The 13003-nt window shown below is 34.0% G+C and carries 11 protein-coding genes; 8 read left to right on the forward strand and 3 right to left on the reverse strand.

Features of this window, described 5'->3' with window-relative positions; all coding sequences use genetic code 11:
• Positions 1–6: 6 nt before the first annotated feature.
• From IW18_RS02195 to IW18_RS02205, 3 genes are all read right to left on the reverse strand, one after another.
• On the reverse strand, positions 7–1428 hold the full coding sequence (locus tag IW18_RS02195; protein WP_041515958.1) for an RtcB family protein: 1422 nt from the start codon (positions 1426–1428) through the stop codon (positions 7–9).
• Positions 1429–1500: 72 nt separating this feature from the next.
• Positions 1501–2067: a hypothetical protein gene (locus IW18_RS02200; protein WP_052480056.1), complete on the reverse strand. Its 567-nt coding sequence runs from the start codon at positions 2065–2067 to the stop codon at positions 1501–1503.
• A gap of 38 nt (positions 2068–2105) precedes the next feature.
• On the reverse strand, positions 2106–2729 hold the full coding sequence (locus IW18_RS02205) for an AbiV family abortive infection protein (RefSeq protein ID WP_041515959.1): 624 nt from the start codon (positions 2727–2729) through the stop codon (positions 2106–2108).
• Between the two features lie 246 nt (positions 2730–2975).
• Between IW18_RS02205 and IW18_RS02210 the strand changes: the two genes are divergently transcribed.
• The 8 genes from IW18_RS02210 to IW18_RS02245 all read left to right on the forward strand — a co-directional run bounded on the left by IW18_RS02210 (position 2976) and on the right by IW18_RS02245 (position 12988).
• On the forward strand, positions 2976–3590 hold the full coding sequence (locus IW18_RS02210; RefSeq protein WP_041515960.1) for an HD domain-containing protein: 615 nt from the start codon (positions 2976–2978) through the stop codon (positions 3588–3590).
• Positions 3591–3830: 240 nt separating this feature from the next.
• Complete coding sequence (locus IW18_RS02215) at positions 3831–4868, forward strand: helix-turn-helix transcriptional regulator (RefSeq protein WP_041515961.1); 1038 nt, start codon at positions 3831–3833, stop codon at positions 4866–4868.
• Between the two features lie 221 nt (positions 4869–5089).
• Positions 5090–5548: a MarR family winged helix-turn-helix transcriptional regulator gene (locus tag IW18_RS02220; protein ID WP_041515962.1), complete on the forward strand. Its 459-nt coding sequence runs from the start codon at positions 5090–5092 to the stop codon at positions 5546–5548.
• A gap of 50 nt (positions 5549–5598) precedes the next feature.
• Positions 5599–7989, forward strand: a complete 2391-nt coding sequence (locus IW18_RS02225) for a 3-hydroxyacyl-CoA dehydrogenase/enoyl-CoA hydratase family protein (protein ID WP_041515963.1) — start codon at positions 5599–5601, stop codon at positions 7987–7989.
• A 30-nt stretch (positions 7990–8019) separates the two neighbouring features.
• The gene (locus IW18_RS02230) at positions 8020–8400 is read left to right on the forward strand and encodes a four helix bundle protein (RefSeq protein WP_041515964.1); all 381 of its coding nucleotides are present in this window, start codon (positions 8020–8022) and stop codon (positions 8398–8400) included.
• Between the two features lie 32 nt (positions 8401–8432).
• On the forward strand, positions 8433–9614 hold the full coding sequence (locus tag IW18_RS02235; RefSeq protein WP_041515965.1) for a thiolase family protein: 1182 nt from the start codon (positions 8433–8435) through the stop codon (positions 9612–9614).
• A 178-nt stretch (positions 9615–9792) separates the two neighbouring features.
• A complete protein-coding gene (locus IW18_RS02240) occupies positions 9793–11598 on the forward strand; it encodes an acyl-CoA dehydrogenase family protein (protein WP_041515966.1) in 1806 nt (601 codons plus the stop codon).
• Positions 11599–11896: 298 nt separating this feature from the next.
• The gene (locus IW18_RS02245) at positions 11897–12988 is read left to right on the forward strand and encodes a glycoside hydrolase family 18 protein (RefSeq protein ID WP_041515967.1); all 1092 of its coding nucleotides are present in this window, start codon (positions 11897–11899) and stop codon (positions 12986–12988) included.
• Positions 12989–13003 lie beyond the last annotated feature (15 nt).

Below are 13003 nucleotides of genomic sequence, written 5' to 3' on the forward strand. Positions count from 1 at the left end.
TTTTAATTAATCTTCTCTACTTCCATCATCTGCCATTCTCACTAATTTTGGTATAAATTTGGCTACTACATCAACTAAATCCTGTTGTGCTTCCATAACCTGATATATATCCTTATAAGCCATTGGTGCCTCATCAAGACCAGCACCAATAAGTGTTACGCCATGATCTTTCAAGATCGATTTCATCTCTGTTTGCGTAATACTTTTTATAGCTTTTGTTCTACTCATTTGTCTTCCTGCTCCGTGCGAAGCCGAGTTTATGGCGTTCTCTTCTCCTTTTCCTCTCACCAAAAATCCCGGTGCAGTCATGCTTCCCGGAATGATTCCCATCACGCCTTTTCCTGCCGGACTCGCTCCTTTTCTATGCACAATAACTTCTTCACCATTCCAAACTTCTTTCCATGCAAAATTATGATGATTTTCAACCTTGGCTAAAATATTAGCACCTAAAGCTTTTTCCATTTTATTATGGATAATTTCATGACAGGCCGAAGCATAATCTCCTGCAAGATTCATCGCCATCCAATATTCCTGCCCCAATTGTGAATTCATATCCAAATAGGCCAAATTTCTTGCAACTTCGGGAAGTTTACAAACGTCTTTGGCAATTTTAGTATATTGTCCGGCAATTGTTGCACCCATTCCGCGCGAACCCGAATGCGTTAACAACGCAACATATTTTCCTTTCGGAATATTTAAAACGGCATCATCTTTTGCAAATTCCATAATTCCAAATTCTACAAAGTGATTTCCACCACCTGAAGATCCCAATTGCGACCAAGCTTTATCTTTTAAATTTTTCACAAACGGATTCATATTAAAAGCATCGTTTTCTAAAACCGCATGATCTGATTTGTATTGACCATGAAATCCATGACCTGCTCCAAAAATGGAGTTTGAAATTAATTCTCTTTTAAATTTAGCTTCGTTTTCAAAGTAAAAATCTTCCGGAATATCATAAACAGACAATGCCATTCTACATCCAATATCAACTCCAACTCCATACGGAATAATGGCATTTTTAGTGGCTAAAACTCCACCAATTGGCAATCCGTAACCTTGATGTGCATCTGGCATTAAAGCTCCTGCAACAGTAACAGGTAATTTCATGGCTACTTCCATTTGTTTTCTGGCGCCATCTTCTATATGATCTAATCCGTATGCCGAATACGCATTTGGCGTTTCATTTAAAGCAATAAAGTCTTCTGGTTTCTCATTCGATTTTTCGATTAAAGCCACAGCCAATTTGTTGAAGATTTTATCGTCTATATAATTTTCAGGATTTTCTAAGACGTTTTTGAAATTAGCAATCATTTCATCTCTTGTGAATCTGTTTATTTTGGTATTTATTTTTAAGGCAATCCCAATTATTTTTCCTTCAGGGAATCCTAATTCTAATATATCTGTACCGTTTATTTGTGTGTTCATTGTTTGTATTTTCTTAAGAGGCAAAGTTGCAGATGCTCATAGAGGTAAAGTTTTTTTTTACTACTTCGCTAGTTATCTGGGTATAAAGCGACCGCCTTTTCCTTCTTGTAGCAATAAAATATCATGAATTCTACTAATTTCATTTATAATTGGTTCAATTTTATATTCCACATTGAAAATCTTAAAAATACCCATATCATAAAAATATGCTCTAAAAACTGTCCTAATATCATCTACATAACTTATTGGTCCCACATATTTTGGCATGACTGTTCCACTATTAAATTCTTTCAAAAAATCATCTAATTTCTCGTCAAAATGTTCTATAAGATTTCGCATATCTCTATTTTTTAAAACATTTGAATCATCAACAAGATAAACTTTACGTAACTCTTTTCCTCTAATTTTATAATACCCGTTCTTTGAAGGCCAAAAAAATCGAGAAATCCCTCCTGCTGTAAGAATGATGTTTTGAAGTAAATCTAATATCAAATCATCATTTTGACAATCATAATATTCATTTTCAAAAATGTCATTTAATGATTCAACATCATTCAAAATTGAACTTGTTTTATTTAATAACGATTCTATGTAGAAAACTTCATTAAAAGGATGTATTGTATATTCTGAATTTTCCATGTCTATCAATTTATTTTTCTAAGATTCAAATACTAATTTTAATCAAATTTTGAGTTTAGAAGTTCTTCGATCTTTTTCTTAGTTTCTTCAGATAATTCTCTTTCATCAAAATTATTTCTAGTTTCAAAAAGAACATCATAATTTTTAACTCCAAGTTTTATAAATGAGCTTCCAACTTGTAATCGGAATTTTGCATTTTGAGAAATCTTATCTAACATATTTTTAGTTATAATTTCTGATGGTTTATAAAATTCTTCATCTTTAAAAGAGGCGTAAAGACTATAATTTTTATAATTATTAGAGACAGTAACATCAACTCTCTCAAATATAAATTCTTCTATTAATTTTTTCGAATAAGAACTTTTTTCAATTGCTAAAGCAAACATAAAATCTATACCTTCAGAAGTTTTAGTTTTAACCGTATGACTAGTAAAATCTTTAAAAAACTTTTTTGTCTCTTCAACATCTTCTATATTTCCATTTAAGACAAATTGAAATACTAAAAATGCTTTTCCTACTTCTTCAATCGAAAATTGAAAAAGCGTGTAAGCTCGTGCATTTCTATTATATTTTACTAAAATCTCTGCTTCTTCAATTAGTTCTTTAGCATTATCCAAAGCTTTTTCGATAGCATCAAAATATTTATTCTTGTTAACTTTCATAAAGTTTTATTTAATTTATGTATTTAAAAAACTACGAATGCATTACAAGACTCGTGGTTTAAATTTAATCTATTAATAATTATGTCACAACTTCCGAGATTATATACCAATCATTTGTTTCAACTCATTACCAGTTTCATTTTTTAGAAATAAAATTTGTTTTTATTTCTGGACAAAGATTTCAAAACCACTACGCAATTATTTTGCGCAGTAAAAAAAGAATTTTAAATTTGAGTAAAAAACAAGATGAATTTACAGAAAATTTATTCTGAATTACTTTTGAAAATTGGCTTTTCGGCAAATGAAATTCAGCAAAACTGGTTGGAATTAGAAAAGGCATATTCCAAAAAATCAAGGCATTATCATAATCTCACGCATTTAGAAGAAATGATTGATGGTTTTGAAACGTATCGCGATAAACTTCAAAATCCGAGTGAAATATTATTTTCTATTTTTTATCATGATTTTGTGTATTCCGCTTCTAAAAAAGATAACGAACTCAAAAGTGCCGAATATGCTTTGGCGATTTTACCTGAAAATGTCAGCATAAATAAACAATTAGTTTTTGATGCTATTTGTGCTACACAACAACATCAACAAAATTCTATTGAAGACATTAATTGGTTAATCGATTTTGATTTGAAAATCCTTTCTAAAGATTGGGACGATTATAAAATCTATTTCGAGCAAATTAGAAAAGAATACCGCATTTATCCTGATTTTCTCTATAAACCTGGACGCGCAAAAGCGTTGAAACATTTTTTGGAGAATGAGTTTATTTTTCAGACTGAGGAATTTAGGGATTTGTATGAGGAGAAAGCGAGAGTTAATATTGAAAAGGAAATTTCATTTTTAATATAAAGTATATCTGTAGAGACGCACGGCAGTGCGTCTACGCAACGAATATCCACAATACGTTAGACGCACTGCAGTACGTCTTTACGGAAAATTGGAACGAAAATAAAATCATTGAAAACGAGATTTCACTATTAACGTAAATGCGTGAGGGATTGAGGCGGTATCCTTTTATGAAGCGATAGCGGAATAAAAGATTTAGCCGAAAGCCCGACCCGGAGGGACACGCCCAAAACAACATAAACCATGTCACAAAACAAAAATGCCTTAATACGATATAAAACCATCGACAAATGCCTGCAAAACAAATACAGGCAATGGACGCTTGAGGATTTAATCGAATGCTGTTCTGAAGCTTTATTTGAGTACGAAGGTCGTGCAAACCCAATAAGCAAACGAACGATTCAGATGGACATTCAATTAATGCGGAGCGAAAAACTGGGTTACAATGCACCAATTGTCGTTTATGACAAAAAGTATTATAAATATGAAGACGAAGATTTTACAATAACAGATATTCCGCTAACGGAAACGGATATGAATGTTTTGACCGAAACGGTTTCGATGCTAAAACAATTTAAGGATTTCTCTTTGTTTAATGATGTATCGGATATTTTACAACGTTTGGAGGATAAAATCTACTCGGAAAAGTCGCATACCAAACCGGTTATATATTTGGATAAAAATGAGAAACTAAAAGGACTGCATTATTTAGATGAAATTTATCAGGCGATTATCAAAAAAATCGTTCTTGTAATAACCTATAAATCGTTTAAATCTAAAGACGAAAATAAGTTTCATTTTCATCCTTTTATTTTAAAGGAATTCAACAACAGATGGTTTTTGGTTGGCAAGAAAAAAGAGTCTGCTCCTATTAGCAATTTGGCACTTGATCGAATCATTGCCATCGATTATGATTTTAACCTTCCTTATATAGAAGAAGATTTTGATGCCAATTTGTTTTACAAAAACGTAATTGGCGTAACGGTTAATACGGGTTCACGCCCCACAAGAATTGAACTTTGGATTGATGCCATAAATGCGCCTTATGTATTAACGAAGCCTTTGCATGAATCTCAGCGGTTGATTAAAGAAAATGCGGACAAGAGTATTATCATTCATTTGTTTATTACTTCAAATTACGAGATGGAACGCATTTTATTGGGGTTTGGTGACGGAATCGAAATTCTGCGGCCAGAAAACCTCCGAAATCGCATGAAAAAGATCCTTATAAAGGCTTTATCTAGATATGAAGCCAAACATAGTTCTGAATTAAAACCATAATTTTTTACAAAAAACGGAATTAAACCCTGAATAAATACCATAAAGCAATTTTTACAGCATTAAAATTGTTAAAATCTAAAAAAAGAATAGTATATTTCAGTTAAAATTAAACCATAAACCACTCTAAATCAGAGTTATTTTTTTATTAACCAAAAAATTATGAAAAAATAATATGCACGCATAGTATTTTTTGATTATATTTGAAATCGATATAGTTACCTATGAAAGAGAAAACAATAGATTATATTTTGAGAGCTACTTGGCAAGCCGTTTCAAGAATGTACAATGAAGAAGCTGCCAAATACGATGCCACTATGGCAACCGGTTTTGCTCTTTTGAGTATCGATAAAGAAGAAGGTACTCCATCGACCGCTCTTGGCCCAAGAATGGGTATGGAAGCCACGAGCTTAACCAGAACATTAAAATCAATGGAAGACAAAGGTTTAATTGTTCGCAAAAAAAACCCAAGTGACGGTCGCGGTGTTTTAATATACTTGACGGACTTTGGAAAAGAAAAAAGAGAATTATCTAAAAATACTGTTCTAAAATTTAATGAAACCGTTAGAAAACATGTCTCAGACGAAAAACTGAAACATTTTATCGAAGTTTCGGAAATCATAAATGAGTTAATTCAGGACAAAAACATATTTAATCAAACAGAGAATAAAGAGAATGAATAGTTTTTCGCAAACAGATTCCTTTTCTACAAAAAAACAAATATTAAGTACCTATGAAACGCACAATTAAAAAAGTTGCTGTAATTGGATCCGGAATTATGGGTTCAGGAATAGCTTGTCATTTTGCAAATATTGGTGTTGAAGTTTTACTTCTAGACATCGTACCGCGTGAATTGACCGAAGCTGAAGCTAAAAAAGGATTGACACTTGAAAGTAAAGCCGTTCGCAACCGTGTGGTAAACGAACATTTGGCGAATTCATTAAAATCGAAACCATCTCCTATTTACAGCCAAAAATTCGCAAGCCGAATCACAACTGGAAATACAACAGATGATATGGCAAAAATTGCCAATGTCGATTGGATTATCGAGGTTGTTGTGGAGCGTTTGGACATTAAGAAATTAGTTTTTGAACAAATCGAGAAATTCCGTAAACCGGGAACTTTGGTTACTTCTAACACTTCTGGAATTCCTATTCACTTTATGAGCGAAGGAAGAAGCGAAGATTTTCAACAACACTTCTGCGGAACTCACTTTTTTAACCCTGCGCGTTACTTAAAATTATTTGAAATTATTCCTGGTCCAAAAACTTCGACTGAAGTATTGGATTTCTTAAACGAATACGGATCTAAATTTTTAGGAAAAACATCTGTTGTTGCTAAAGATACTCCGGCGTTTATTGGAAACAGAATTGGTATTTACGGAATCCAAAGTTTATTCCACTTGGTAAAAGAAATGGGATTAACGATCGAAGAAGTTGATAAATTGACAGGCCCTGTAATTGGTCGTCCAAAATCGGCTACTTTCCGTACTGTTGACGTTGTTGGTTTAGATACTTTGGTACACGTTGCCAACGGTATTTATGAAAACTGCCCTAATGACGAACAACACGAATTGTTTAAGCTTCCTGATTTTGTCAATAAAATGATGGAGAATAAATGGTTAGGAAGTAAAACAGGTCAAGGTTTTTATAAAAAAGTAGATAAAGATATTCTTTCTTTAGACTTAGATACATTAGAATACCGCGCTGCTAAAAAAGCAAATTTTGCTACTCTTGAACTAACAAAAACTATCGATAAACCTATCAATCGTTTTAAAGTTTTAGTAAAAGGAACAGACAAAGCGGGAGAATTTTACCGTAAGAGTTTCGCTGGAATGTTTGCTTATGTATCAAACAGAATTCCTGAAATCTCAGACGAATTATACAAAATTGACGATGCCATGAAAGCTGGTTTTGGATGGGAAAATGGTCCATTCGAAATTTGGGACGCTATTGGTGTTGCAAAAGGAATCGAAATCATGAAAGCAGAAGGTTTAGAGCCTGCTGCATGGGTTAACGAAATGCTAGCTTCAGGAAGCGAAAGTTTCTACTCTGTAAAAGAAGGAGCTACTTATTTCTACAACATTCCAACAAAATCACAAGTTAAAGTTCCTGGACAAGATTCATTCATTATCCTAAACAACATTCGCGAAAGCAAAAAAGTTTGGAGTAATAGTGGTGCAATTATTCAGGATTTAGGAGACGGAATTTTGAACTTAGAATTCCAATCTAAAATGAATACAATTGGTGGCGACGTTCTACAAGCTATCAATAAAGCAATCGACTTATCTGAAAAAGAATACCAAGGTTTAGTTATTGGTAACCAAGCAGCGAATTTCTCTGTTGGTGCTAATATCGGAATGATTTTCATGATGGCAGTTGAGCAGGAATACGACGAATTGAACATGGCAATTAAATTATTCCAAGATACAATGATGCGTGTTCGTTACTCTTCTATTCCAGTTGTAGTAGCGCCTCACGGAATGACTTTTGGTGGTGGATGCGAAATGAGCTTACACGCTGATAAAGTGGTTGCTGCTGCTGAAACATATATGGGATTAGTTGAGTTTGGTGTTGGTGTACTTCCTGGTGGTGGTGGATCTAAAGAAATGGCTTTGAGAGCTTCAGATTTATTCCGCAAAAATGATGTCGAATTAAACGTTCTTCAAGAGTATTTCTTAACAATAGCAATGGCAAAAGTTTCGACTTCTGGTTATGAAGCTTTTGATACAGGTCTTCTTCAACACGGAAAAGATGTTATTGTAGTAAACAAAGATCGTCAGATTGCCGAAGCTAAAAAACATGCTTTGTTAATGGCAGAAGCGGGTTATACGCAACCTATCAGAAGAACTGATGTGAAAGTATTAGGAAAACAAGCTCTTGGGATGTTCTTAGTTGGAACGGATCAAATGGAAGCTGGAAAATACATTTCTGAGCACGATAAGAAAATTGCAAACAAACTGGCTTACGTAATGGCTGGTGGTGATTTATCTGAAGCGACTTTAGTATCTGAACAATATTTATTAGATATCGAACGTGAAGCTTTCTTGAGTTTATGTACAGAACGTAAGACTTTAGAGAGAATTCAATATATGTTAACTAAAGGAAAACCTTTAAGAAACTAGTATCAAGTAATAAGAATTAAGTATTAAGAAATGCACCAGTTTGAAAAATTAAAGATTTGGCAGAAAGCAATGGATATAGCAGTTCATGTTTATGAAATCTCAGCATTGCTACCAAATGATGAAAAATTCAATTTAATTCATCAAATAAAAAAATGTGCTGTTTCTATTCCTTCAAATATTGCTGAAGGTTCAGGTAGAAATTCAGATAAAGAATTTATGCATTTTTTAGGAATTGCGAATGGTTCAACTTTTGAATTAATAACCCAATTAATACTTGCTAAAAGACTTAAGCTTGTTAATGAAGATTTAATTCAACCAACTATTAATCAATTAGTAGAAGTTTCGAATATGAATTTTTCATTTCAAAGATCATTAAAAGATAAAATCAACAAAACAATTGGAAAATCTTAATACTTAATTCTCCAATCTTAATACAATCATTTATGAAAACAGCATATATAGTAAAAGCATATAGAACAGCAGTTGGAAAAGCTCCAAAAGGGGTTTTTAGATTTAAAAGACCTGATGAATTAGCTGCAGAAACCATTCAGTTTATGATGGACGAACTGCCTGATTTTGACAAAAAACGTATCGATGACGTTATGGTAGGAAATGCCATGCCAGAAGCTGAGCAAGGTTTGAACGTTGGACGTTTAATCTCTTTAATGGGATTAAAAGTAGAAGATGTACCTGGTGTTACGGTTAACCGTTATTGCGCTTCTGGATTAGAAACTATCGGAATGGCAACTGCTAAAATCCAATCAGGAATGGCAGATTGTATCATTGCTGGTGGAGCTGAAAGTATGAGTTTTATTCCGATGGGAGGTTACAAACCAACTCCGGATTATAAAGTTGCTGCTGCAGGTCACGAAGATTACTATTGGGGAATGGGTTTAACTGCGGAAGCGGTTGCCAATCAATATAAAATTTCAAGAGAAGATCAGGATGAGTTTGCTTATAACTCTCATATGAAAGCCTTGAAAGCTCAAGCTGAAGGAAAATTCGACAAACAAATCGTTCCAATTACTGTTGAGCAGACTTTTATCAATGAAAACGGTAAAAAAGAAACTAAGTCTTATGTTGTAAAACAAGACGAAGGTCCAAGAGCTGGAACTTCTGTTGCTGCTTTGGCGGGTTTAAGACCTGTTTTTGCTGCTGACGGAAGTGTAACTGCCGGTAACTCATCTCAAATGAGCGACGGTGCTGCTTTTGTTTTAATCATGAGTGAGGACATGGTTAAAGAATTGAATCTTGAGCCAATTGCAAGACTTGTAAATTTTGCTTCTTCTGGTGTTGAACCAAGAATCATGGGTATTGGTCCCGTAAAAGCAATTCCGAAAGCCTTAAAACAAGCCGGTTTAGAATTAAAAGATATTGACTTGGTTGAGTTAAACGAAGCTTTTGCTTCTCAGTCTTTGGCCGTAATTCGCGAGTTAGGTTTAAATCCTGATATCGTAAACGTAAACGGTGGAGCAATCGCTTTAGGTCACCCTCTGGGATGTACAGGAGCTAAACTTTCTGTTCAGTTATTCGACGAAATGAAACGCAGAGGTAACAAATACGGAATCGTTTCGATGTGTGTTGGAACTGGACAAGGTTCTGCAGGGATTTACGAAGTATTGTAAGAAAGTATTATTAAGTAAAGTATACATTCAGTTTGTCATTTCGACGAAGGAGAAATCTCCGCGACGATTTTCAACACAGCTGATAATCTTTGTAGAGCTACTTACGGAGATTTCTCCTTCGTCGAAATGACAAGATTGTGTACAAAAAACATAAACAAAAAATAAAAAAACATTAGCAATGGCAGATACAATCGAAAAAAACGTAACCCGTGGTGGTCAGTTTTTAGTTAAAGAAACAAAGTGCGAGGATATCTTTACCCCAGAAGATTTCTCTGAAGAGCAGTTAATGATGCGCGACTCTGTAAAAGAGTTCGTTGACAAAGAATTATGGGCACACAAAGATCGTTTTGAGAAAAAAGATTACGCTTATACTGAATCTTCTATGCGTAAAGCTGGTGAACTTGGACTTCTAGGAGTTGCAGTTCCAGAAGAATACGGTGGATTAGGAATGGGATTTGTTTCGACAATGTTGGTTTGTGACTACATTTCTGGAGCAACTGGTTCATTCTCTACTGCTTTTGGTGCTCATACAGGAATTGGAACTATGCCAATTACTCTTTATGGTACCGAAGAACAAAAGAAAAAATATGTTCCAAAATTAGCTACTGGAGAATGGTTTGGAGCTTATTGCTTAACAGAACCAGGTGCAGGATCTGATGCTAACTCAGGAAAAACAAAAGCTGTTTTATCTGAAGATGGAACGCACTACTCTATTACTGGACAAAAAATGTGGATTTCGAATGCAGGTTTCTGTAGCGTTTTCATTGTTTTTGCTCGTATTGGAGACGATAAAAACATTACAGGTTTCATCGTAGAAAACGATCCGTCAAACGGAATTTCTATGAATGAAGAAGAGCATAAATTAGGAATCCGTGCATCATCTACTCGTCAGGTTTTCTTCAACGATACTAAAGTTCCTGTTGAAAACATGTTGTCTGAAAGAGGAAACGGTTTTAAAATTGCAATGAATGCTTTAAATGTTGGTCGTATTAAATTGGCTGCTGCTTGTCTTGATGCTCAAAGAAGAGTAACTACTGGAGCTGTAAAATATGCTAACGAAAGAATCCAATTTAATACTGCAATTTCTCAGTTTGGAGCAATCCGTTCTAAATTGGCCGAAATGGCAACTAACGCTTATGCTGGCGAAAGTGCTTCTTACCGTGCTGCAAAAAATATCGAAGATAGAATCGCTGCTCGTGAAGCAGAAGGAACTACTCATCAGGAAGCTGAATTGAAAGGTGTTGAAGAATATGCTATCGAATGTTCTATCTTAAAAGTTGCTGTTTCTGAAGACATTCAAAACTGTTCTGATGAAGGAATTCAGATTTTTGGTGGAATGGGATTCTCTGAAGATACTCCAATGGAAAGTGCCTGGAGAGATGCTCGTATTGCACGTATCTACGAAGGAACAAACGAAATTAACAGAATGCTTTCTGTTGGTATGTTGATCAAAAAGGCTATGAAAGGTCACGTTGATTTATTAGGACCAGCAATGAAAGTTCAAGAAGAATTAATGGGAATTCCATCTTTCGATACTCCGGATTTCTCTGAATTGTTTGCTGAAGAAAAAGGAATCATAGCAAACCTTAAGAAAGTTTTCTTGATGGTTGCTGGTAGCGCTGTTCAAAAATATGGACCGGATTTAGATTCTCACCAACAGTTATTAATGGCTGCTTCTGATATCTTAATCGAAATCTACATGGCTGAAAGTACAATCTTGAGAACTGAAAAATTAGCCAAAAATCAAGGTGAAGAAAAAGTTAAAGAGCAAATTGCAATGGCAAAATTATACTTGTACAAAGCAGTAGATATCGTAAACTCTAGAGGAAAAGAAGGAATTATTTCTTTTGCCGAAGGTGACGAACAACGTATGATGTTAATGGGATTAAAACGTTTTACAAAATACACAAACAATCCAAATGTTGTAGCTTTAAGAGAGGTTATTACATCTAAATTAGTTGCAGAAAACGAATACTGCTTCTAAGATAAAAATAGTTTTTAGCTTTTAATTTGTTTAAACCCGCACTAATCCGAAACAGTGCGGGTTTTTTTATTTTTTTTATTTTGCCACAGATTACAGGATTTTCACAGATTTTTTTAATCATTTTAATCTTGTAATCTGTGGCATTCTTTTGTAGAGGCACACAGCAGTGCCTCTACACTACATTACGATATCATTTCACAAATATTTATTAAAATTAAGTTTATGTTACAGTATCAATAGTAAATTTTAAATCCTAATGTTTTATATTTAGCATTCTAAAAACGCTAAAAATCATAAAATGAAACAAATTAACTTAATTGCATTGCTTTTATTGTGCAGTTTTACGACAACTATTTTTGCACAAAAAGGCAAAAAATTCGACATTATTGCCTATTATACTGGTGATGATAAACTAATTAACGAATATGAGGTCAATAAACTAGATCAAATTATTTTTAGTTTTTGTCATTTAAAAGATGGAAAACTAAGTGTTGACTCTCCAAAAGATTCTATTACTATTAAGCATTTAGTTTCTTTAAAAGCTAAAAATCCACAATTAAAAATTATTCTTTCTCTTGGTGGCTGGGGTGGCTGCGAACCATGTTCTGCTGCATTTTCGACAGCCGAAGGAAGATTGACTTTTGCTAAATCTGTAAAAGAAGTTAGTAACTATTTTAAAGTTGATGGTTTAGATTTAGATTGGGAATATCCAGCAATTGAGGGACTGCCTGGACACTTATACCAAGCTGCTGACAAACCAAACTTTACTGAATTGATTAAAATTTTACGTTCTACTTTAGGTAAAAAATACGAATTAAGTTTTGCTGCCGGAGGTTTCCAAAAATATCTGGATGAATCTATCGACTGGAAAGCAGTAACTCCACTAGTAAATCGTATCAATATTATGAGTTACGATTTGGTAAACGGTTATTCTAAAGTTACAGGACACCATACTCCGTTATACAGCACAAATCCAAAAGAAGAATCTACAGACAGAGCCGTGACTTATTTATTAAAACAAGGTGTTCCTGCTGATAAATTAGTTATTGGTGGCGCATTTTATACCAGAACTTGGAAAAATGTTGCGAACATTAACAACGGTTTATACCAAGCCGGAGAACACATCGCAGGTGTTGACTTCAAAAATTTTGCTACTACTTACACCGAAGCAAATGGTTGGAAGTATTTTTGGGACGATAAAGCAAAAGCTGCATATTGGTACAACGAAAAAGAAAAAACTTTTGCAACAGGAGACGATTTAACTTCTATAAAAGCAAAAACTGAATATGTTAAATCAAAAAAACTGGGAGGAATTATGTTTTGGGAACTTCCTCTAGACAGTTTTAGAGATGGAATGGTAAATGGCATTTACGAAGTACGAAGCAAATAATTTGAGTCAGACAAA

It is taken from the genome of Flavobacterium hibernum, assembly GCF_000832125.1.
Taxonomy (GTDB): domain Bacteria; phylum Bacteroidota; class Bacteroidia; order Flavobacteriales; family Flavobacteriaceae; genus Flavobacterium; species Flavobacterium hibernum.

Bases quoted from the DNA above. Each gene is read 5' to 3' on its own strand.
- IW18_RS02195 (WP_041515958.1), bottom strand. From the start codon at position 1,428: ATGAACACACAAATAAACGGTACAGATATATTAGAATTAGGATTCCCT.
- IW18_RS02200 (WP_052480056.1), bottom strand. From the start codon at position 2,067: ATGGAAAATTCAGAATATACAATACATCCTTTTAATGAAGTTTTCTAC.
- IW18_RS02205 (WP_041515959.1), bottom strand. From the start codon at position 2,729: ATGAAAGTTAACAAGAATAAATATTTTGATGCTATCGAAAAAGCTTTG.
- IW18_RS02210 (WP_041515960.1), top strand. From the start codon at position 2,976: ATGAATTTACAGAAAATTTATTCTGAATTACTTTTGAAAATTGGCTTT.
- IW18_RS02215 (WP_041515961.1), top strand. From the start codon at position 3,831: ATGTCACAAAACAAAAATGCCTTAATACGATATAAAACCATCGACAAA.
- IW18_RS02220 (WP_041515962.1), top strand. From the start codon at position 5,090: ATGAAAGAGAAAACAATAGATTATATTTTGAGAGCTACTTGGCAAGCC.
- IW18_RS02225 (WP_041515963.1), top strand. From the start codon at position 5,599: ATGAAACGCACAATTAAAAAAGTTGCTGTAATTGGATCCGGAATTATG.
- IW18_RS02230 (WP_041515964.1), top strand. From the start codon at position 8,020: ATGCACCAGTTTGAAAAATTAAAGATTTGGCAGAAAGCAATGGATATA.
- IW18_RS02235 (WP_041515965.1), top strand. From the start codon at position 8,433: ATGAAAACAGCATATATAGTAAAAGCATATAGAACAGCAGTTGGAAAA.
- IW18_RS02240 (WP_041515966.1), top strand. From the start codon at position 9,793: ATGGCAGATACAATCGAAAAAAACGTAACCCGTGGTGGTCAGTTTTTA.
- IW18_RS02245 (WP_041515967.1), top strand. From the start codon at position 11,897: ATGAAACAAATTAACTTAATTGCATTGCTTTTATTGTGCAGTTTTACG.